Below are 22,724 nucleotides of genomic sequence, written 5' to 3' on the forward strand. Positions count from 1 at the left end.
GGGCACCCTTATTTTTTACGATTTCGTATCGCCTTCGCGGGTTTCCGCGGCCAATTTCGAGAGATTCAAAATCAGATTATCCAGTTCCTCATAGTGATGGACGATTTCGCGGATTTTGCCGTCCTGGGCTTCAATGCCCGCCAAAATCTCTTCCGTGGCGCTCATATTATGCTCGGTGCCTTCGGCGACGGACAGGATGTCGGCCATGATCCGCTTGTAGTTTTCCTGGAGCTGTCTCACGGACGTGTCGACCTGGCCGGATTGTTCGCTTACATCGCGGGCGCTTTCCCCGACTTTGGTGACGTATGCTTTCGCCGCTTCGGCTTCTTCCTTGCCGATATCGATCGCATCACGGCCTGCGGTGATCTGCTCGGCGACATCGTTGATCTTGCCGACCACGTCGGCCAAAATGTTATTGATCAATTCCGCCTGTTGGCGCGAGGTTTCGGCCAGTTTGCGGATTTCCGTGGAGACGACGGCAAAACCTTTGCCGTGCTCGCCGGCATGCGCCGCTTCGATCGCCGCGTTCATGGCCAGCAGGTTCGTCTGGGACGAGATGCCCTGGATCGTATCGACGATCTCGCGGATCCGCTCGTTCTGGTCGCTGAGCTGCTGCATTTGCTTCACGGTTCCCGTAATGACTTTTTGCAGATTGCCGATTAGCTCGGACAGAGAGGACATGCGCGTGCCTGCGGCATCCGTGTTTTGAAGCATTTCTTGGGAAAGCAGCTGCAGGGTGGAGGAACTGCCCGCGGTTTCGCCGACGATTTCTTCGACGGAATGCACGGATTTGGTCGTCTCCTGCAGGCCGAGCGTTTGCTGTTCCATCGTGGTGGAGACGCTGCCGAAGGTGGTCGTGATTTCTCTGGAGATCGTCCCGGTCACATTGACGTTTTCCCGCAGGTCGGTGCTGAGGCGGTTCAGAACCTCCAAAGAAGACTGCAGGCGGGAGAGAATTTCGTCGCCCCGTTGTTTGGCGGTTTCGGTATCTTTTTGTTTTTCGAGTACGGTTTTTTGGAGCTTCTCGCTGAACCGGGCGGCAAAGGCCATCGCGACCGTGGTGAAAATCAGGAACAGCAGCAGATAGCTCAGTGGTTCGCGGGCAAACATTTTGTCATGATAAAAAGGCGTGTAATAAAAGTATGTAGTAATGACCAGACCGAGTATGCCCGCAAAGACGATCGGTTTGTAGTTGGAATAGAGCGTCATAAGACCGATATTCACGTAAACGAGAAGATAGGTACCGATGATGGGCTCGGGATCCTGGTAGATCAGCAGAAAGGTGAGCACGGCGGTGATGGTTGGGATGACGAACATGACGTAGCGCGTGCCTTTGTCGGCATACGTCATATAGGTGGCGATGGAGCAGCAGACGCCGCCGACGACGATCAGGGTCACCAGCATGCCGGTTTCGACGCCGATCATCAGATCGGTCAGGACGCCCAAGGCGACCATGATCCAGATGATTTTGACGAAAAGTTTGTTCCGTCGCTGTAGGATGGTTAAGTTGTCCATATGTACTCCTTTTCTGATAGGTATGTATTCCTATCTATTTTTCGGAAAATTCGGGTGGAAAATTTAGGGGTTCACCGGGTTGCCACAATAAAAACATAAATAAAAACATAAATTGCCTTACGTGGAGGAAACGGATGCGTTCGGTTGATTTCGTGTATACTAGGGTATATACAAGTGGGTAATTCATGGAAAAAAGCATGATTGCCGCACAAATAATTTATGCCGGCGGGAGTGCCGGCCGAGGTGAGACATGATAACAGAAGCACAGCTGCTCGCTTTTATGCGGGAGACGGCGTATAAACCGATGACTTATCAGGAGCTCGAGGAGCATTTCGAAATTCGGGATGCCTCCGAGTTTAAGGAATTTTTGAAGCTGCTCAACCAGTTGGAACAGTCGGGGCAGATTATTTTGACGCGATCAAACCGGTACGGGGTGCCGGAGCGCATGGATTTGGTGCGCGGGCGTTTGCAGGCGCATGCCAAAGGGTTTGCGTTCCTGATTCCCGATGACCGGGATCATCCGGATGTGTATATTCACGCCAACGATCTGAAAAGCGCGATGAACGGGGATATCGTGCTGGTCCGGGTCAATTCCAAAAGCATCGCGGGAGGCAAGCTTGAAGGCGAAGTCGTGCGGATCGTCACCCGTGCGGTAACCCAGGTGGTCGGGGTGTTCGAGCACCACGAGACTTACGGGTTCGTCATTCCGGACGATAAGCGGATTAACCGGGATATTTTTGTGCCGTTGGAGGGATTCGGCGGGGCGGTCAGCGGGGAAAAGGTTGTGGCCCGGATCGTCAGTTATCCCGAAGGGCGATCGGCCGCGCAGGGCGAGGTCATCGAAATTCTCGGACATAAGGATGACCCGGGGGTCGATATTTTGTCGATCATCCGCAAGCATCAGCTGCCCGAAGGGTTCCCGGACGATGTCATGGCCGAGGCCCAAGCCGCACCGGACACGATCGCGGAGGAAGAAATCGCGCAGCAAGGGCGGCGGGATTTGCGGGATAAGGTGATCGTCACGATCGACGGGGAAGACGCGAAGGATCTGGATGACGCGGTCAACGTGGAGCGCCTGCCGAACGGAAATATCCGGCTCGGGGTGCATATTGCGGACGTCGGATATTATGTGCGCGAGGGCTCGAGGCTCGACCAGGAAGCGTATAACCGCGGATGCAGCGTATATCTCGTGGATCGGGTGATTCCGATGCTGCCGCACCGGTTGTCCAACGGCATTTGCTCGCTGAATCCGAAGGTGGACCGGTTTACGCTGTCCTGCGAAATGGAATTCGACGACCAGATGAAGGTCGTGAAGCATGATATTTTTACGAGCGTGATTCGGACGACGGAGCGGATGACGTATACGAATGTGCGGAAAATCCTCCAGGAGGAGGATCCGGAAGTGACGGAGCGTTACAGCGGGCTCGTGGAGACGTTCCGGCTGATGAAGGAGCTGGCGCTTGCGCTTCGCGCGAAACGGATGCGGCGCGGGGCGGTCGACTTCGATTTCGAAGAATCGAAGGTGATCGTGGACGAGAACGGCAAGCCGACCGATATCGTCAAACGGGAGCGCTCGATCGCGGAACAGATCATCGAGGAATTCATGCTGGCGGCCAACGAGACGGTCGCGGAGCATTTCCACTGGCTCAAGGTGCCGTTCATCTACCGGATTCATGAGGACCCGGATCAGGAGAAGCTGATGAACTTCATGGCTTTTGTGGCCAATTTCGGGTATGCCGTCAAGGGCGGCAAAGGCAACAAGGTGCATCCGCGCGCGCTGCAGACGCTGCTGGAGGATATTCAGGGCACGAAGGAGCAGACGGTGATCAGCACGATGATGCTGCGCTCGATGAGACAGGCGAAGTACGACGCCGAGAGCACGGGGCATTTCGGGCTGGCGGCGGAGTTCTACACGCACTTCACGTCGCCGATCCGCCGTTATCCGGACCTGGTGATCCACCGGGTGATCCGCGAGGTGATCGAGAATGGCGGGACGCTGACGGAGGCACGGCAGGAGTACCTGGCTAGCCGCATGCAGGAGATTGCGCAGCAATCGTCCGAGCGGGAGCGGGTCGCCGTGGATGCGGAGCGCGATACGGAGCAGCTGAAGAAGGCCGAGTTCATGCTGGACAAGGTCGGGGAAGAATTCCCCGGCATCATCAGCAGCGTGACGAGCTTCGGCATGTTCATCGAGCTGGAGAATACGGTGGAAGGCCTGATCCGTCTCAGCGGGATGACGGACGATTATTACCACTTCCATGAGCAGCATATGGCCTTGATCGGCGAGCGCACGTCGCGGATCTTCCGGATCGGCGACGAGGTGAAGATCCGCGTCGCCCGCGTGAACATGGACGACCATACGATCGATTTCGAGTTGGTCGACATGAAGCCGCGCCGCCGGGACGGGTGGAACGGCAGCGGAGGCGGTGGCGCCGCGTTCGAGCGCGGCGGCAAAGCGGGCCGGGGCGGCGCCGGGAAGCGCGGCGGTGGCGGCACCGGCGGCGGTAAAGGTGCCGCCGGCGGTCCGCGCCGAAGCGAGTCGGGCGGCGGCCGCGGCGCGGGCGGGCGCGGAAGCGGAGGCGCTGCTGCGGCGCCGAGCTTCGGCTTTGGCTCCGGCAAGGGCGGCTATAGCTCCGCCGGCCCGGCCGGGTACAGCCGCGACTCCGGGGGCTACGACCCCGGGAGCGGCAAGGGCTCGCGGCGGAAGAAGACGTCCGCGAGCGGGATTTTCATCGGCGGCGGGGCGAGTCCCGCCGATGGGGGCGCCGCGCCGGCCCCGCGCAAGAAGCGCGGCGGCGGCAAGGGCAAAGGCAGCGGCACGGCTGCGTTCGTGCGCAAGAAGAAGAAGTAAGCATAAGGCCAACCGGGGGGTGACCCGGTTGGCCTTTTTTGAATGTGTACGATAAATCATACAGAAATTTGTTATTCCGTAGCAAATGAGGGATTCTGTATGAATTATCATACACAAAACGCCCTTTGATCGGTTTATAGGCCGATTCTGTATGAATTTTCGTACAGAATCGGCGTTTTCGCGCCATTTTGGGCTTTTAAGGTCGAAATTTCATACACACCTCTCAATTAGCTCCTATGGAACACACTTTTTATTCGCTCATAGTGACTTTTACAGGAAAACTCCTGTTAACCCCAGCGAATTGGCTCCTTCTCCACAGTTATCATTCACTTCAAAGGAACTTTATATAGGAGAATTCATGCTAATCCCAGCAAAATCGACTCCTTCACCACACTTATCATTCACTCCGAAGTAACTTTCACAGGAAAAGCCCCTGTATATCTCGCGAATGGACTCTTTTTCAACACTTATCACTCGCCTCAATAACTTTAACAGGAAAAACTCCAGCTAATCCGACGAATTGGCTTGATGGGAGTCATTTAGCGGGAAAAAGTCCCTCTATTTCGGCGAAAATGGTGGGTTAGTGGCTCAAACGGTTAAATTAACGGGAGGATTCCCCGCTAAATGGGGCGGATGCGATCTGTGGCTGAAATTAGTGGGAGGATTTCCTGCTATTTTGGCGCGGCGTTCTGTTGGAGAGCTGACCGCATAAAAAGCAACTGAAATTGGCTGCATAAGCGGGGGAAATAGAAGTATTTTTTTCGAAATAGAGATCCGCGGAACCACAAACTTGGGGCTCAGCTTCACGATTCTCGGGGTGATCGGGCTGGTGTCGTTCGGGCTGGCGGTCGTCTTTTTCCGGAAACGGGATTTGCCCTTGTAATGGGGGCTTTCCTTGATTTTGGCCCGGAGAGTTGATACAATTAAGCTCTGGTAAAAGCTTGGGATGAGGAGGATGAACATGGCGAAGAAAGCCGACGGCAAGGTGCTTGCCCAGAATAAAAAAGCTTCCCATGATTATTTCATCGAGGATACCTACGAGGCCGGCATGGTGCTCACCGGGACCGAGATCAAATCGCTTCGGAATGGACGGGCGAACATCGGGGACGCTTTTGCGACGATCCGGAATGGGGAAATCCACATCCATAACATGCACATCAGCCCGTTCGAGCAGGGGAACCGGTTCAATCCGATCGATCCGACTCGCACGCGCAAGCTGCTGCTGCACAAAGCCCAGATCAGTAAACTGCTCGGCTTGTCCAAGCAGGAGGGCTACTCTATCGTTCCGTTGAAAATTTACATCAAGAACGGCTATGCGAAGCTTCTTCTCGGCCTCGGCAAAGGGAAAAAGCAGTACGACAAACGCGCCGACGCCGCCAAACGCGATGCCCAGCGGGATATCCAACGCGTGCTTCGGGAGAAGCAGAAGGTGGCCAGATAACAATAAAGCAAAAACCGGGATGGCCGATTCGGCTCCCGGTTTTTTTGATGCGTCATGCGATTGATTTGTGAATTACATCGAAGTCGGCGGTTTTTTATTCGGATCATTCTCCGCCTCGAATTTGGTTTGGAAACGATTGTCCACATGGTCATCCGAAGCCGGGTGGTGATCCACATTCATCGGCTGAGCGTTTTGCGCTTCAGGGCCGTTGCCGACGTTCGCATCCGCCTGTTGAGGGGCATTTTTGTTCTTTCTCTTGAACAATTTGCCGATCCAGATAAACGGCAGCAAAATCACGAACCAAGCCTTTTTCAAGACGAGTAAGAGGATGGCGAGCAACCCCGTTCTTTTGGCCGCAACCAGGCCGGCTCCTCCCAAAATGAGGCCCGTCAGGCCCAGAGTGGATTTTTTATCGGTGGAAGCATCGAATTCCGCGTATGTATTGCCCGAAGTTACCGTAACATAAGGGAGCAGCTCTTGCTCGAACTGGGTGCGGTCTGCCTCCAAATGTGCCGGATCGGAAACGAGAATGGCCGATATGTATCCGACGCGCGTCAGAATGCGTGTGTTGTAATTAATAATTTGCTCTCCGTTGTTATCATGCAGAAGCAATGCCCAAGTCAGGCTGCGAATGGACTCATCATAGGCAGGCTCTTTGAACCAGCCGTCCACATACAACTGATTTTGTTCGGGAAGCTCTTTGTTCGCTTCTTCCTGTCCTCTTTGGTAGCTCTTGAGCAGTTCTTTCGCATCGATATCCGACTTTTCGTTATCTTCGATGTGGCCGGATTCATCGTACTCGAAGTAAACGCTCCAATAGGCGTTCTCATCCCCAGGCTCGACATATCCGATTTCACGGTAGGATGGGATGTCCTGGATGCTTTCGAGCATCGTAATCGTATCGTCCTTATCGAGGAAATAATAATTTTGCGGCAGCGTCAATTCGGCAATGTCCGAAAGCTGCACTTGCTGTCCGGAACCCTCGACCCAATTCAGTTGGGGCTGCGGCGTGACGGCTTCCGCGGCTGCTTGGAAAGGCAGGGCGAGGACGCTTGTCAGAAGCAGACCGGATAGCAGAACCTTTTTCATTTTTGACTTGTTGTACCTGTTTTTCATGCTTACCTCCATAATTGCAGTTTTATACCAAATGTAAAATTGGAATGGTATGATCTTATCACGAAAATTCTGTAATATGAAGGAAGGAAATGACAAAACCCGATATTTTTCTTGTTTTTCTGCAAACTTGCATTTCCATTCTTACCTTGTTACAATTATTTCTACCGCTGGCACGACTGCCAGGGATTCACCAAGCAAATCGTTCGCGACTTGTGGTATACTTGTGAATGTAAACGAAAGATCAAGCATTCATGCTCGAGCCGTTTAACCGGAAACACCTTTTTAATAAGGGGGCGTTTTTGGATTCGACGGGGGTAGATCGAGCATGGGTAGCGGGTAGTGGGGACGCGTCCGCTTCATCAACGCTAAAGCCAATTAAACGGCAAACAAAACAACAACTTAGCTTTCGCAGCTTAATAACCTGTGAGCTAGCTCTACCTCTGCATCGCCCATGTGCCGAGACTAGGGCCCAACTTTAGTGGGATACGCCGATCGGTCTCCGCCTGGGGTCGACGGAAGAAGACAATCAGGCTGACCCGAAGGGAATCCGGTGACGGGGAGTCTCTAGGGTGACATCAAAACTGTCACTACACCCGTAGAAGCCTATGTGGCGTTGCCTTCGGACAGGGGTTCGACTCCCCTCGCCTCCATACTTAAAATCCACAACCGATTGAGGTTGTGGATTTTGCATTTCAGGGAGATGTGGCTTTACGATAAGCCTGATGCGTTCTTTGTGCATAATTACTTTTTCTACGTAAAACCAACACGGCAGATTGTGGTTTTGAAAAGCTACTGTTCTCCTTCCCGCCATTACCATCCTCATATGGATGTTTTTTTGTTATTTAAATAACGGCAAAGAGGCGCCTTTCTTGCTAGCGGATAGATGAATTAACAGAACTAGACTTCCTTTCCAAGTTTCAGTTGTCAATTTTCCTGATATGGTAAAACGTAAATATTTTACATTGAAAACCTAATAGTAACTACGGGAGTGACTGAATTTTCCGTAAAGAGAGCAGGACAAGTAATTTTGGGCGAGGAAGAGTATAAAAAGTTTATAAGCTTCAAGAAATAGTCGGAGGAATGCTCCGCCCCAAACTCAAAAAAACTTTGGAAGCTGGTCATATGATTTAGGTTATAACGTACTGACTGTTGTTCATCGTTCTTCGTGGGAGAATTTGATGCATTTGGGAGAAAAGAAAGCAAGAACTCGTTGCAGATATAAAAGGATCAGTGTTTGATTAATGTCGCAAACAAGAATAACTTTAAACTGACTGAAAACCGTGCGTACGATTTGATTGATTGAATTGCAGAATGCATCAGGTATTTATAATATGAAATCCTTTATCGTGAAGCCCGGGTCGCGTTTAATGGTTGCACATATAAAAATGCACGCAGCAGTTTGAGGTTCCCGTAGGTGACTACCTATTTGATGCACAACCGAAAGGTCTTAAGGCATCACGAGGAATTGGCAACTTTGCAATACGAAGGGGGAATAAATCTCGCAAAGAATTCTAATGCTGAATCCTATTTTAGGTCGCTTTAGAAATGGCTTCAATCTTTTCGGAATCGGTAGCGTATTTCCATTGAGGATCAAGATATAAGTGAATTTAACCATTATAATTAGCATTATATTCAAACATTTAGAAAGTAAATTTCTTTAAGCAATTTCTAAACGATACTTTGATTGTTGTAAGGATAAGGATATAGTTATCAACGAAATATAAAGACCTATTGTTGAAAGGGATTAGAAATAGAGAGGTCTTTTTAAATAGAACTATTTGAATACAAAATGTGGTATACTCTTTCTGGAAGATAGTCTCCAGCAGAAAGGGTTTTGGGTATGGGATATGGTCAGCACCAAAGTTTTTATTTGAGGATTAATTGGCTGAGGAAAGCTATCAAAAATATCGAAAATGATAATAGATTTCTTTACAGAGAGGAAGCAGCAGAGAAGATTGGACTTGGTAAAAATATGGTTCAGTCATTGCGGCATTGGGTGGTCGCAACCGGGATTGCCGAGGTCAATAACAAGGCTGAACAGGAAATATCAGAATTTGGGAAATTAATGAACAACTATGATCCTTATGTCGAATTAATTGATACAGCTAGCATTATACATTTTCACTTGGTTGATGCCGTGGAACCATGTACGGCATGGTATTGGTATTTTAATCATTATGCTAAGAAGTTGTCGACGAAAGAAGAAATTATCGATGATTTCTTGTTTTGGTTAGATAAAAATGAGCCAAAAAAACCATCAGTAAACTCAATTAAACGGGATATTGACTGTTTGGTTCGACTTTATTGTGACAAGGGGAAGAATGAAGATCCTGAAGAAGTGATCCAAAGCCCTTTAAGTGGCATAGGTCTGTTAATAGAAGAAAAGTCGGTTATTACGAAAAAAAATCTAAAGTATTCCGATATAGGACTTGGCGCACTTATGTACACATTATTAGATTACCAAATTAAAACCGGTATAAATCAGATATCGGTTGAGGATATTCAGAAACAAGACTTTCTTTGGGGCAAAGTATTTCATCTCCCTAGAAATGAAATCATTAAAGCCCTCGACTTGTTAACTCACCATCCATACAGCCCTATCAGATTTGATCGTACAAACAGACTAGATACTATATTATTACCAAAAATTAATCCACTTGAATTTTTGGAAGAAGAATATAAGCGTTATGTGAGGGAACGGATATGATTAAGGAGAAGGTATTCTTTCAGCCAAGTATAAACATTCGGTTCGATTATGGTCGACAGATTTTGTATGAGAGATATTTGCCAACTCCTTCACATGCGGATGCTTTGAAGGGGCTCCTTAAAGGATTTTTAGGAGAAGGAACTCGGGCACATATCATTGTAGGTCCATATGGATCGGGTAAGTCGTTGGTAGGAACTATTTTGGCCGGTATTGTTTCTAGGAATGTCAGTGACGAGTTGTTTCATCAAATTTTGAAAAAATTTCAGTCTGTAGATGATCAAATACATAGTCTGTTACTTGATGTTAAGCAGACAAACAAAACGTTTATTCCCGTTTTTTTAAATGGTAACGAAGGTAACTTCAGAAGGAGTCTTTTATCAGCTTTATATAATACATTGCGGGAGCAAGATCTAAATTTTTCAGAACCAATTATAGTTGCGGATATCTTAAAGATCGTTGACACTTGGAAAGATAAGTATGAATCAACCTACAATCAATTTATCGTTTTATTGGAGGAAATGAAGTGGACTGTTGACACATGGCGCAAAGACATAGAGAAAGTAAATTTTAGTGCCATTGAATGGTTCAAAAAAATCTACCCGGTACTTACGTCGGGGTCTCATTTAAGCATCAACTTTGATAAAGATATTATTAGCCAATTAAAATATATTCTTAGTGAATTACGGGCGAGAAACCTTGGTTTGTTTATTATTTATGATGAGTTTGGCCGATTCTTACAAACATTACCGCCTACTGAAGTGCATGAAACAATGCAGGAATTACAGGATATAGCCGAATTTTCAAACTCAGATCAAGGCAACAATTTAAACATGTTGCTTATTACTCATCGTAATTTAGGACAGTATGCTTTACGTTATAATGAAGAATTACAAAAAGAATTTCAAAGAATTGAAAAACGTTATAATAATTATTATACAAAAGCAGATCCCTCGACATTTATTCGTTTATCAAGCTTGTTAACACAAGACTATAGAAGCGATATAACTGAAGTTGATTACTTTGTCCAAGAACTTCGGTACTTCAATTTGTTTCCTGATTTAAATGTATTTGAGATTGATTCGCTCGTAATAAAGGAATCATATCCTTTACACCCCGTTTCGTTATTTGTACTTCCGCAATTAGCGAATCTTGTTGCTCAAAATGAGAGAACGTTATTTACCTTTCTAGAAAGTGATGAACGTGGAGGCTTAAAGTCTTATTACGAACGAAAAAAAGACTGGTATAGAATTGATAGTGTTTTTGACTATTTTGAACCATCATTTGGTGAATTCGAGTTGGATTCCCTAATCGGTCAGGCCTATTCATTGTACCAGCGATTGCAAAAGAGATTGCCTGAATCACCAACTTATTCTGATCAGATAAAGCTTCTTAAATTACTTGCAATTTGGAATATTTCGGGCTTATATTATCAGCAAGAACCAAATGAGGAGTTTATTTCATTTGCTTTTTCATGGGAGACTTCGTGGACAAGGCTCATACTAGAACAGTTGCATTCCAAAAAAGTAATTCGTTTTAACAGTGCATATGATTATTGGGAATTATTTGAGGGTAGTAGTGTTGATATCGAAGCTGCAATCGACGAAAGATTTCAGTCATACCCTTTAAATAAACGAGATAGAATGGGTCTGCTGCGATCGGTACTTAACCATAAATATGTCCTTCCAAAACAGTATAACGATGAAAAAAGTATCACTAGATTTGCGCCTATAGTTCCGATTTATCAATCGGAACTAAGTGATGAAGGCTCTTTCCAATCAATATTTGCTGACTACGATAACGTTGATGCAGCGATAATTTACGTATTCAATGACACGAATACAGATAACGAATCTTTAAGAAAATTCATTAAAGAGTGGAGTGTAAAAAAGGAAAAAACACTATTTGTCACTGCGAATGAGAGTATCTCAATTGATAGAGATATAGAAAGGCTAGCGATGTTGTATTTGTTGCGTGATGATAAATATTTCATTAGCCAAGACAAATATCTTTTGGACGAAATTGAAACAATCATTAGCCAAACTGTTTTTAAATTAAACCAGGCACTTGAACCTATTACAAAATTTCAACATTGTTCTTGGATTTATAAGGGACAGCACCATACCGTAAAAAGTGGTATGGCATTGAGTCAATTCTTATCAGACGTTATGGATAAAATTTATTCTGACACGCCCGAAATTCGTAACGAAGCCTTTAACAGGAATTCAATAACAAAGGTACAAAGAAAGGCTGCAATTCAAGTATTGAATAAAATCTTACAACTTCATAAAACAAAAAAATTAGAGATTCAAGGGTATGGACCGGATTATTTAATTTTTGCTACTGTAATTAAAAACAATCGTATCAATTTTGATCATCCGGAAATTACCGAAAACAAAAGTTTGAAGAAGCTAAGAAATGAGTTGCTGGACATTATTGAGCAAGGTAGTGGGAAGGTTTCTGATTTAATTAAAATCTTTTTGAATCCACCATATGGCGTCAGGAAACCAGTAGTCCCCATACTGTTAGCGGCACTGTTACATCACGAATGGAATTATTTAATGATTTATCACAACGGCATGTTCAATGCTAAAGTCGATGGTGATTTACTTTACTATATAGTAGACAACCCGGAGCAATATACATTTAAGTATCTGCCATTCGATTCAAAATACAATGATTTATTACAAGTAACTAAGGGTTTGTTTGAAGATTTTATTCGAATTGAAGATGGTTACCTGCACCCTGCTGTATTTGTTAATCAGGTGTTATTAAGATGGCTGCGGTCACTACCGCGAATTACGCAAAACACAGACCAATTATCAGAACTTACGAACCAAATAAAAGAATGTATTCGCCAAGGCGAGGTTCAACCGGAGACTTCTATAGAGCAGATTTATCAATTATGCAAAAGTCTTAATAAGATGGAGATTTTAAGGAGAGTACGCTCCGAGTGCGAGGGTTATAATGAATCACATAAAAACCATATCGGAAAGTGCATTCTTCAAGCAGCAAATGTATTATCGTTTGATGAGTTAAAGGGATGGGCTAAAAAACAAAAAGCAATAGTGAAGGCTAGTAATCCTTTCGTACAGTCGATTCTAACAGCTGAAGTATCGAACTGGGTCGATCACTTGTGCGAAAAGGTAGTAGGAGTAAAAAGAGAAAACTGGTCCGATACAACTGACCAACTTTTTATTTCTCAAGTAAATACCTATCTAGAAAATCTAAAGAGTGAAATAAACGTAGAATCGTATATTGAAATAAAAGTTGGTAATAGTGCGATTGCAATCCCTAAAGTTACTTTGTCGGAGAAATCACAAGCTATATTTAATTCAACTAGGGCAAATATGGTACAAATGAAGAGGAAGGTCCCTAAAGCTGAGATACAGATTTTACTATTGGAATTATTGAGAGAGATCTCAAATGATTAATTAATAGGAGTTGCTAACATGAAAAGGAAAATAAAGCATGTCGCAATGTTTAGCGGGGGGGCCGCAAGTGCATATGTTGCATACTTAATGGTGCAAAAGCATGGAAAAGAGAACAGCTTGCTGTTTTTTACTGACACTCTGTGGGAACACCCTGATAATTATCGGTTTATGTATGATGTGGCTGATTATATTGGCATAGATTTCAAACACGTACAAGATGAGGATTTAAGGACGCCGGAAGATGTCTTTATTGAAACAAGGTTTTTAGGTAATTCTCGGCTTGCTAAATGTTCCTCGGAATTAAAAGTAAAGCAGACAGTTATTTTTATTGAAAAGCTACGTGATGAGGGGTACGAACCCATCCTATATTTTGGTATCGGACCACACGAAAAACAACGGCAACAAAACTTAACTGAACTATATGCTCATCACGCCCTTGAGCCAGTAGAAACAAGATTTCCACTCATTGATGCCAACATTAAAGATATTAACTTAAAAGAGGTTATCGAGAAAGAGTGGAAAATCAGACTGCCGGAAATGTATTATTTAGGTTTTTCACATGCGAACTGTGGTGGACGCTGTGTTCGCGGTGGTTTAAATCATTACGAACATTTGTTTAAAACATGGCCCGAGGTTTATAAAAAGCAGGAGGGGATGGAAGAAAGGCTTCGGGAAATGCTAGGCAATGTTACTATACTGAAACGGAATAGCCAACCATTGACTTTAAAAGAGTTCAGAGAAGAAATTGAGTCTGGTCAACGATTAAGAAGTAGTGATATAACAGAAGAAGATGATGTCCCTTGTGTTTGTGTGTTTAGCTAATGAAGCTGAAAGCCCTGAATTAGGGCTTTTTTTATTTTGGATTTCCTGAAAATAAAAGGATAAGCGCAGTTTAAGTAGAAATCTATAATAGTAGGATTTAACTTTTTCCGAAAACGGATACACGGTGAGGTGAAGTTTAAATGACCACGGCAACTCCAAATTCATCATGGGTTAATTTTTTGCGGCAATATGGTCCTATTCCTCGAAACGACAATATGTATGATGAGACTATTCAACGTATTGTTAAGAGAAAGAGAATTGAACCAATTCTTATAGATACTCCATATTTAGCTGAGTTAATTGAGAACTTTAAATCAGAGAACCCCAAATCGATTATACTTACGGGAACAGCGGGCGATGGGAAAACGTATCATAGTCGGGAAACATGGTATGAACTTGGCGGTACATTTGAACAATGGGAAGAACCGGGTAATATAAAAAAGTTAACAATTCACTACGGAAAAACATTATACGTTATAAAAGATTTAAGTGAGCTAGCACCTGAAGAACGAGATATCCTTATATTATTTGGACAATGTATTAAGGGCAAGAGAGCAGATGTGTTGTTCCTGATCGCCGCGAATGATGGCCAACTTTTGGAAGCTTTAAAACAAGTAGATGAAGATGATGATGCTAAGGGAATTCTTAATATCATCGAAGATATGTTGGTTACGGACCTTCCGGAGCACCCCCGGTTTGATTTGCGCCTGTATAATTTAAGCCGTATTAGTGCTGCTTGGGCATTACCACGGGTGATTGAAGCAGTGACGGCACATGATGGATGGAGAGAATGTGACCATTGCGTTTTTCGTGATCACCATGATTTAGAACTTCGTTGCCCGATTTGGGAAAATAAGAAAAGGCTTGAAGGGGATCAGGCTAATAGCGTTCTCCGAACAAGATTGATTGATTTATTGGAGTTATGCGAAATCAACGGAGTTCATCTACCAATTCGTCAATTATTATTGCTTGTTTCCAATATGATCTTAGGTCATCCCGAAGCCAGAGATAAATTACTTAGGTGCCAGGAGATTCCTAATATCATCGAAAAAAGAACAACTGCAAAAGCAAGCATCTACCGAAATATATTCGGTGAAAATCTGCCGGAGCGTCGACGCGAATCAACTGCAGTGTTTGAAACGTTAGGTCGATTTGGAATCGGCAACGAAACGAGTAATAAAATCGATAATATTTTGATTTTTGGCGAAGACGATCCGGAATTGAAAAATAACTACCAGGACATAATGCTTTCAGATACGTATTATGGAGCCGATCATACATATAAAATTCATCAGAAAGAGTACTTAGAGGGCATATCAGAAGATGAGGGGGCGAATTTCCTTCAGCTAGTCCGTTCTCAACGACAACGGCTGTTTTTTAGCATACCAGAAGGAAGGGTGGATGAATTTAAACTCTGGGAACTCACAACATTCCATTATGCTGGAGAGTTTTTAACGAAAGTATATCGAACAATTCAGCAAGGGGGAAGAGCCTCTTCACAAGTTATTTCCCGTTTAGTAAAAGGGCTTAATCGGATATCGACTGGTTTGCTTACAAAAACACAGGATAAATTGATTTTAGCTACTTCGGGAAGTCACTCACAAGCAAGGTTAAGCAAAATATTCGAAAGCTCAATATCAGTCATGAGAGATCGTGGCGAAAGCGTTCAGATAAAAGCCGATAGCAATGGTAGGATCAATATAGAAGTTAGTCTATCGTCGAGTCCTTCCATCCCAGCTGTGAAGTTGTATTTACATCTTATACGTTATGAGTTTTTGTCTCGTGTTGCTGAAGGAGCTCTCCCAGGTAGCTTTTCACGAGAATGCTATGAAGACATTTTGGCGTTTAAGAGCCGGTTGTTAAAGCAACTTGAGCGAAGAAAATTGGAAGATGGAGAAAACGAATATTTTGACGATAGTATGTCGTTAAACATTTTGAAGCTCAACGCAGAAGGTAATATAGATAAAAAGACAGTGGAGGTGCTTTACTAATGCGTGCTGTCTTGGAACGTCCAGCAAAAATTGATTCAGATATGTGGGTAGACGAAGCTATATGGGGACATCGACTTTACGATGAGCAAACCCCCTGGCTTTGTTTCATGGAGTTTTTAAATGTGCTAAATGCAGAAATGCATGCCGCTAGAGCGTTAAAGGAAACATCTCCAAATACTTTATCATATTCTCCTCAGCAGAGACTATATCTTCGAAATATACTTTTCAATAATCCTCGTATGAGGGTTATTGAACGAGAATTTAGAAATGACAATCATGCCCAGTGGGAAAAGTGGATAGAGACAATGGCGGCCGACAGCGCAGGTATCCAAACCCCTAATTTTTCTTATCTACAATCCAGATTTTCCTCATTCGAAGATTTTATTGATGTCGTGGAATTTTTGTCTTCATCCACGATTGAAGGTGAAAATAATAAGCGATGGAGTTCTTTATTCATATTTCCATTTGGACCCGACTGTCTTTATGAAGATTTGAATGTGAAAGGAACTAATATTTCGCAGGATAGGAGATTTTTTGCGAGAACTGGTGAGTTATTATATTTAATGTTGGCCCGAAGTGGGAAAGGTGAGGAACTTCTCAAACATTTTGAAGATCGAATTCTGAACAATGATTCCAAGTTTAACCGCTTAGTGTCAGCTATACAACCTGACGAAGAGTTGTCACATTCCTCATCGATAAAAAGGGAAGGGGCCTATCTTCCTTATTTAGATTTGCCTGAATATAAAGCTATAGCGGAAGATTGGATAAGATTATTTAAATGTAACATTCCTACTTATGACGTGATTCCACATTTAATTAATGTTATGGGAATTCATATGCTCATATATAGTTTAAACCGTGCAAAAGAAGTATTAGGGCAGTCCGATAAAGCGACATTTCTATTAGAAATTGTATCGCCTAAGAAAACGATAGTTCGCGAACTTTCTGCAGATTCGTTTTATGAAAATAATCTTTTGTCTCGTTCCGCTGTTGAACGATATATACGCCAGGTAAGTGAAACTAATGAATGGCAATCTGCAATAAATTCTAATGAGCTATTGGAATGTCGGGATATTTTAAAGAAGAAATTTGAATGGCCGAAGAAAAGTAAAGAAGATGATTACGATTTTGATTCTCCGCAGGAACTATTAAACGCATTGCTTGAAAATGCAATCAATCGACATAATCAACACTTAAATAAATTCCATAATGTTTGGAGCAGGGAAATTGGCCTTTCATCTCGTAGAGGTAGCCGACGTTATAGGTATGCACCGCAGGATCTATTAATCAAGTCATTAGTTTTATGCGTAGTGCCATCCAGAATGGAGTTTCAAGACTTTTTGGAGGAGTTATTCTTGAAGTACGGATTTATTATTGGGGATAAGCAGGCCTCGTCTTATATAAATTCAGGTCGAGCTGATCAGGAGGCATTCTCCGAAAATGCATCGAGACTTGAGCAACGGTTGGCAAGCATGGGGCTTCTAAAAAGACTTTCAGATGGCTGCGCCTATGTGGAAAATCCTTTTGCATCTCGGGAGGAATTAAACAATGAATGATGAAATTCAACTCATAGGCCAGGTGGCGAAAGAGTTTTTTAGAAGGCAACTCCAAAATGAGTCATCGGACAACCCTGATGGAGTGGCAAGGTTCCTTCTTGATCGATTAACCGGCGAAGTTGTTTCGGCTATTTGTATGAACATTCTTCAGGACACGCGGTTGAACCCTAGAGTAGAAATCAAAGTTCCCAAATCTCTAGTTGAGGGAATGGGGTTACCAGATGACGTAGTGACAAATCTCAGAACAACTCAATGGAGACATGCTGCGTGTAACAAGGATGCGCTTATTCTTGCTAATACAAACGACGATCAAGGTACTTCTTTGCGGGACATTTGGACGATAGGTGCAGGGGATCTAAAAGCTGTTCCGGATATTTGGGTTGAAACTGCAGGTAGAGAATTATTAATTTCTGAAGAGCAAAAGGAACATTGGAAGCAAGCACTGAAGGGATTACAAGAGGCATATGAGTGTAGCTTAGAGCAATTTAGTAACTACGTGGTATTGACACGTGATGTTATGGCCAGAGAAGATATACCGCTTATTAATGCTCTTGGCTGGGCTTTACCTGCACTTCGGATCCCAAGAGACTCCGTTTATTTCGAAGCGATCCCTGACAAGGCTCTTAATCATGTTTCAAAATGGAAGAAGTTATTTCAGGATGCTATTAATAAGAGGGCCTGCTATTTAGTTAAGCAAAACCCATCGCGTCAAACATACGAAAATGAGCATCTAAATGCATTCTATTTAGAAAAAAGAGATCAAATCCCATCAGAACATCATCCAATGATTGAGGCATTTATCGAGGCTGCACCAGGGTGGACTGAGGCTTCTGAGGCATTAGCCAACATCGAATGGGAACGGGACAAGATTCATTTGTTGTTTCTAGATATTAAAGTTTTAAAGCCACATCTTGCAATAAGAACGCTTCAATTTTTCGATGACGAATATCCTGATGTGCTGACTGACGAAGAGAAAAGCTACCTAACGGCATTGGAAAAACGTAAAGACAAAACAGCGAACGAAGAAGATAAGGATTTTTATGAACGACACCGTCAAGAGTTAGAAACAGAACGTCCACTAAAATCAGATTGGGATAAATTTGTATTTGGGAAGCCCATTGAATGCGATGACTTTTATGTGGGTTTATTAGAGGCTGTAGAACGTTTGTTTTCCCAATGCGAAAATATGCATGGGGCAAAAACTCTAAAGATTAGAACTATCCGGGGAAATGGCAAAAAAAGATGGTTAGAGTTAAATGAAGACATAGGTATGTATTTCTGCATGACTTACCGTGGAATTGAAAAGTTAACGAATCGCCTTGTTGAGTGGGAAACCCAAAAATTATTTGAATATGATGAGTTAATTGAAAATAAAACAGATCCTAAAAAGAACACATCGACATCTAAAGCGGCAACACAAATTATATTCGACATTGAGTTGACATATTCAGATTTTACAGGGAGTAGAAAAAAGAATTCAATTCGGCTTGTCTGGCAAGGGAAGCCTCTTGCAATTGGAATGGAGCTTTCTGATGATTTAAAACGCCTCTCGGAACGTCCATTTTCATATTCTACAGTCAGCAAAAATCCTATTAGTAAAAAGGGAAAACTACAAAGTCTATCCTTGAATGACGTAGGGACGTTCCAAGCAGTTTACGGGCAAGATCGTGGCTCATTAATTGGTCCGTCTTCAAGATCGGAAGACCTAAGCAAAATTTATGTGAAAAACTTGAAAAAAGCATTGTCTGAAGAACGAATTTCTTCAGATGGATTTCAAGTTATCTTATCGAGATGGGAAGTTTTTTCGGCACGTTATACCAAAGCAATAGAAGATTGGAGGTCGAAAGGTGTTTCAGCCGATTCTTTACTGGATCAGTGTGATGCCTACAATGAGTTATTGAAAAGCCTTCAGCTTTATGCTCAAGGTGACCTTAATCGGATTGAACTCTGGCATCCAATAATGAAAATCGGAAATGTACAAGTGGAAGGAAGGACTCCCGCCGCTATTATTGCGCCATGGCATCCAATGAGGATGGCAGCGAAAGCAATTAAAGCAAGGCAAGTAACCGGAATTATTAATTATATTTTAGAATCCAATCAAGTAGATTTTGGTGATCCAGGGCTATTTTTTTCTGATCATCGAGAAGAAATCAGACACCCTTATTATCCAGAAGTAGCTGTCGGTTATAAGGGTAAGCAAACTCAATTGTTAACAACTTCCGATTCTGTCAATGATTACAGTTTAATGGAATCACCCGTGAAAGAAGAAGAGAATCAGGATACGAATGAAGACCCGCGTGATGCAAGTGCAAAGGTACTTTCGGTAATTAAAAAGTATTTAAATTTGCAACCGCATGAACGGACCAATTTCAGTGTAGTGTTGTTTAACTGCGATTCAAAACGATTGCCCGAGACTATTGTAGGGGCTTTAACTTCTCTTCATGAAAATGAAGAAGAGGTAAGGTGCCAAGTCATTTTAAGACATCGGGATTCGGAAAAGCTAAACGATTTATATATGAAAATGGTTGAGGGCGACGACAATGATCCCGATACGTTTGTTGCAAGCGAAATCTCGCGGGATTTTATGGCAAGGCTTCGCGTTGAAGTTATGGCAGACGCGGCACCTATATCGGCAACAAAGGACGATAAACCGGCTGATATTGTTTTTTTACAAGATGTCATCTCACGTCAAGCAAGATTGGTTTGGGTACAGGAACCTGTTGTGAACACTCCTAACATCTTAATACACTACCCGCCTAGGTGGGCTAGAAGACGTTCTACAGCTAGGGATGATCTGAAATCAACCGTTTATCTAACCTGCCCTAGCCAACCTGATATTGGCGTGACTTACTTAAGTTCGTTATATTCGATGATAAATGCAGTAGAATCTAATGATGCAACACTTTATCTACCAGCAAGACAAATAACATTCCAAAATGAAGATGTCCGAGGAATCTTTGATGAGGCTCATACCCTTGGTGAATGGGTTGTTAACTATGACGATCTCCTAGATAGGAGGCAATTGAAAAATCAGGGTGTTAATGTAATTAAATATCAACATGGCCGAACCCAAGGACCTAATCTTATTGTTTCATCAAAATCTAAGTTAAATTTACTGCAAGTTCTTGTCAAGAGAAGGCTGGAATCACTAAATTTGGGTTTGGATGATCAGGAGTTATTTAATTTAACCCAAAAGTTCATTGAAGAAGCGAATGGGATTTCTGGTGATATTGTCTTACGTGCCGCTAAGCGTGGGGTTTTTGCAGGTGAATTAATCGGGGTAGTTTTAAGTAAACTTCTTATTCTTTCAGAATTAAAATCTTCTTTAGTAGGTTGGTACTTCCTAGATGATTATGCTTCATGGTTAGGGCAAAAAGAAGAGCAGATCGCCGATATTTTAGCACTCTGTCCAAAAGAAAAAGATGGACAACCTTACTTGCAAGTATTGATTACAGAAGCGAAATATGTGGATGTTAAAGGTGCGGCCGAAGCTAAGAAAAATTCACAGAAACAATTGCGAGACACTATCTCTCGAATGAATAACGCCATCTTTGGAAGTCCTGGTAGACTGGATAGAGATCTATGGTTATCTCGCTTGGGAGATATGTTTAATGACGGATTAGAATTTACCCAAAACTCTTCATTATCAATTGAACAGTGGCGTGAGGGGATTCGAAACGGATCGGTCCCAATAGAATTAAAGGGTTATTCTCATGTGTTCTTATCTACAACTGTAGACATGCAAATGGAGAGTGAGCAAATACCGATTACTAATACTGAGCATTGTTACCAAGAAATATATCCAAGGGAGATGGTAAAAGAGCTTGTTTTAGCCTTTCATCGTGGTGAATCGGTCATAAATATTCGGGAACAAATCGGGGATTTACGTCCATGGGAAGCTTATCATGCTCATCTACCAGCAAAAAGAGTGAACTTATTTGGCCTTGATGATGAAACCGAATCTGACCTTCCACATGATACTCATGAAGCTGAAATGGACTCCAATGAACAGGGACAATCAACAGATGAAGTCGGTTCTGGAAGTGAGCACGAAGATGATGTAATGGAGCAAACCGTCGAGGTAAACGAGCGTTTAGATATCCCTTGGGCAAATCCATTATTGAGTGCGTGGATTTATAATCATTTGTCTGCGGAGGATGATAATACAGCAGCGGATGAATGGGTTAATCATACCGTTACTGTATTAAAGGGAGCATTAATTAGCTACAATTTACAAGCAAAGGTTCTGGATTATCGATTAACTCCGAACGCAGTAGTCATTAAGTTGAAAGGCTCTGATCAGCTACGTGTTGAGGATATTGAGAAGAAAAAATCGCAATTGTTGACTACACATGCCCTCGATATTATTAACATCATTGCACAACCGGGTGAAATCGTGGTTTCGATAGCGCGGCCACAACGACAAACTATTTCACTCGGGGATGTTTGGAGGACACGCAATATTCAATCCAATCGTTCCGGAATGAATATGAGTTTTGTTATTGGAGTAAAAGAGGTTGATGGAGAGATTTTATATTTAAATCTTGGCGGGCCTTTTGAAGGATTAGAACAACACTCGCCACACTCATTGATCGCTGGAGCGACAGGGAGCGGAAAGTCAGTGCTTTTGCAAAATTTAATTTTAGATATTTGTGTTACTAATTCACCAAAATTAGCAACAATTTATTTGATTGATCCTAAGTTTGGGGTTGATTATCAGCAGCTCGAAGACCTGCCCCATTTAACGGAAGGTATTATTATTGATCAACAACGAGCAGTAAATATACTAGAGTTCTTGGCTGAGGAAATGGATAGAAGGTATCTGGCATTTCGGGAACAACGGGTAAACAACTTGAAGGATTATAATGAGAAGGTTTCAGAAGAAGAAAAACTTCCGTTATTGTTTCTCGTACATGACGAATTTGCAGAATGGATGTTAATCGATACTTATAGAAACTCGGTTTCGTCTATCGTTCAACGTCTTGGAGTAAAGGCAAGGGCTGCGGGTATTCATTTAATTTTCGCCGCACAGCGTCCTGACGCTAACGTGTTACCCGTCCAACTACGTGATAACCTTGGTAACCGGTTGATCCTACGCGTAGAAAGTGTGGGGACATCTGAGATCGCCCTTGGTGAAAAGGGTGCTGAGAGATTGCTGGGAAAAGGACATCTGGCAGCACGCCTGCAAGGAGAATCGGGTTTAATTTTTGGTCAAGTGCCTTTTATCTCAAATGATGAAATTGCAGAGATAACCGAGATAATTAAAAGAATATGGCAATAAGTAAAAAAGTAGC

General features: G+C 43.4%; 11 protein-coding genes and 1 other RNA gene. 10 read left to right on the plus strand and 2 right to left on the minus strand.

Annotated elements, in window-relative coordinates:
• Window positions 1-15 precede the first annotated feature (15 nt).
• Entirely contained in the window at window positions 16-1,515 is a 1,500-nt protein-coding gene (locus tag ACSFXJ_RS01085) for a methyl-accepting chemotaxis protein (protein ID WP_435923395.1), read from the minus strand.
• A 250-nt stretch (window positions 1,516-1,765) separates the two neighbouring features.
• Between ACSFXJ_RS01085 and rnr the strand changes: the two genes are divergently transcribed.
• The 3 genes from rnr to smpB all read left to right on the plus strand — a co-directional run bounded on the left by rnr (window position 1,766) and on the right by smpB (window position 5,807).
• Complete coding sequence (rnr, locus tag ACSFXJ_RS01090; RefSeq protein WP_435923396.1) at window positions 1,766-4,366, plus strand: ribonuclease R; 2,601 nt, start codon at window positions 1,766-1,768, stop codon at window positions 4,364-4,366.
• A gap of 790 nt (window positions 4,367-5,156) precedes the next feature.
• On the plus strand, window positions 5,157-5,249 hold the full coding sequence (locus tag ACSFXJ_RS01095) for an LPXTG cell wall anchor domain-containing protein (RefSeq protein WP_435923397.1): 93 nt from the start codon (window positions 5,157-5,159) through the stop codon (window positions 5,247-5,249).
• Window positions 5,250-5,327: 78 nt separating this feature from the next.
• Window positions 5,328-5,807, plus strand: a complete 480-nt coding sequence (gene smpB / locus ACSFXJ_RS01100; RefSeq protein WP_435923398.1) for an SsrA-binding protein SmpB — start codon at window positions 5,328-5,330, stop codon at window positions 5,805-5,807.
• A gap of 72 nt (window positions 5,808-5,879) precedes the next feature.
• On the opposite strand, the gene ACSFXJ_RS01105 is transcribed toward smpB, so the two are convergent.
• On the minus strand, window positions 5,880-6,923 hold the full coding sequence (locus tag ACSFXJ_RS01105) for a DUF2167 domain-containing protein (RefSeq protein ID WP_435923399.1): 1,044 nt from the start codon (window positions 6,921-6,923) through the stop codon (window positions 5,880-5,882).
• Between the two features lie 289 nt (window positions 6,924-7,212).
• On the opposite strand from ACSFXJ_RS01105, the gene ssrA reads away from it, so the two are divergent.
• The 7 genes from ssrA to ACSFXJ_RS01140 all read left to right on the plus strand — a co-directional run bounded on the left by ssrA (window position 7,213) and on the right by ACSFXJ_RS01140 (window position 22,711).
• Window positions 7,213-7,576, plus strand: a transfer-messenger RNA (tmRNA) gene (ssrA, locus tag ACSFXJ_RS01110).
• A gap of 1,187 nt (window positions 7,577-8,763) precedes the next feature.
• Window positions 8,764-9,630 carry a DUF4007 family protein gene (locus ACSFXJ_RS01115; RefSeq protein WP_435923400.1) on the plus strand — a complete coding sequence of 289 codons (867 nt, stop codon included), beginning with the start codon at window positions 8,764-8,766 and terminating at the stop codon, window positions 9,628-9,630.
• On the plus strand, window positions 9,627-13,061 hold the full coding sequence (locus ACSFXJ_RS01120; protein WP_435923401.1) for a hypothetical protein: 3,435 nt from the start codon (window positions 9,627-9,629) through the stop codon (window positions 13,059-13,061). Before ACSFXJ_RS01115 ends, ACSFXJ_RS01120 begins: the two co-directional genes overlap by 4 nt.
• 18 nt (window positions 13,062-13,079) lie before the next feature.
• Window positions 13,080-13,883 (plus strand): phosphoadenosine phosphosulfate reductase domain-containing protein, encoded by an 804-nt coding sequence (locus tag ACSFXJ_RS01125; RefSeq protein WP_435923402.1) that lies wholly within the window; start codon window positions 13,080-13,082, stop codon window positions 13,881-13,883.
• A gap of 140 nt (window positions 13,884-14,023) precedes the next feature.
• Window positions 14,024-15,874: a hypothetical protein gene (locus ACSFXJ_RS01130; RefSeq protein WP_435923403.1), complete on the plus strand. Its 1,851-nt coding sequence runs from the start codon at window positions 14,024-14,026 to the stop codon at window positions 15,872-15,874.
• On the plus strand, window positions 15,874-17,430 hold the full coding sequence (locus tag ACSFXJ_RS01135; protein WP_435923404.1) for a hypothetical protein: 1,557 nt from the start codon (window positions 15,874-15,876) through the stop codon (window positions 17,428-17,430). The genes ACSFXJ_RS01130 and ACSFXJ_RS01135 overlap by 1 nt, the downstream gene beginning before the upstream one ends.
• Entirely contained in the window at window positions 17,423-22,711 is a 5,289-nt protein-coding gene (locus ACSFXJ_RS01140) for an FtsK/SpoIIIE domain-containing protein (protein ID WP_435923405.1), read from the plus strand. Before ACSFXJ_RS01135 ends, ACSFXJ_RS01140 begins: the two co-directional genes overlap by 8 nt.
• Window positions 22,712-22,724 lie beyond the last annotated feature (13 nt).

The organism is Paenibacillus salivarius (assembly GCF_051307165.1).
In the GTDB taxonomy this organism is placed as follows: Bacteria; Bacillota; Bacilli; order Paenibacillales; family Paenibacillaceae; genus Fontibacillus.

Excerpts from the sequence above, each read along its gene's own strand:
- ACSFXJ_RS01115 (WP_435923400.1), top strand. The coding sequence starts at position 8,764 with ATGGGATATGGTCAGCACCAAAGTTTTTATTTGAGGATTAATTGGCTG.
- ACSFXJ_RS01125 (WP_435923402.1), top strand. The coding sequence starts at position 13,080 with ATGAAAAGGAAAATAAAGCATGTCGCAATGTTTAGCGGGGGGGCCGCA.
- ACSFXJ_RS01085 (WP_435923395.1), bottom strand. The coding sequence starts at position 1,515 with ATGGACAACTTAACCATCCTACAGCGACGGAACAAACTTTTCGTCAAA.
- ACSFXJ_RS01120 (WP_435923401.1), top strand. The coding sequence starts at position 9,627 with ATGATTAAGGAGAAGGTATTCTTTCAGCCAAGTATAAACATTCGGTTC.
- rnr (WP_435923396.1), top strand. The coding sequence starts at position 1,766 with ATGATAACAGAAGCACAGCTGCTCGCTTTTATGCGGGAGACGGCGTAT.
- ACSFXJ_RS01135 (WP_435923404.1), top strand. The coding sequence starts at position 15,874 with ATGCGTGCTGTCTTGGAACGTCCAGCAAAAATTGATTCAGATATGTGG.
- ACSFXJ_RS01140 (WP_435923405.1), top strand. The coding sequence starts at position 17,423 with ATGAATGATGAAATTCAACTCATAGGCCAGGTGGCGAAAGAGTTTTTT.
- ACSFXJ_RS01105 (WP_435923399.1), bottom strand. The coding sequence starts at position 6,923 with ATGAAAAACAGGTACAACAAGTCAAAAATGAAAAAGGTTCTGCTATCC.
- smpB (WP_435923398.1), top strand. The coding sequence starts at position 5,328 with ATGGCGAAGAAAGCCGACGGCAAGGTGCTTGCCCAGAATAAAAAAGCT.
- ACSFXJ_RS01130 (WP_435923403.1), top strand. The coding sequence starts at position 14,024 with ATGACCACGGCAACTCCAAATTCATCATGGGTTAATTTTTTGCGGCAA.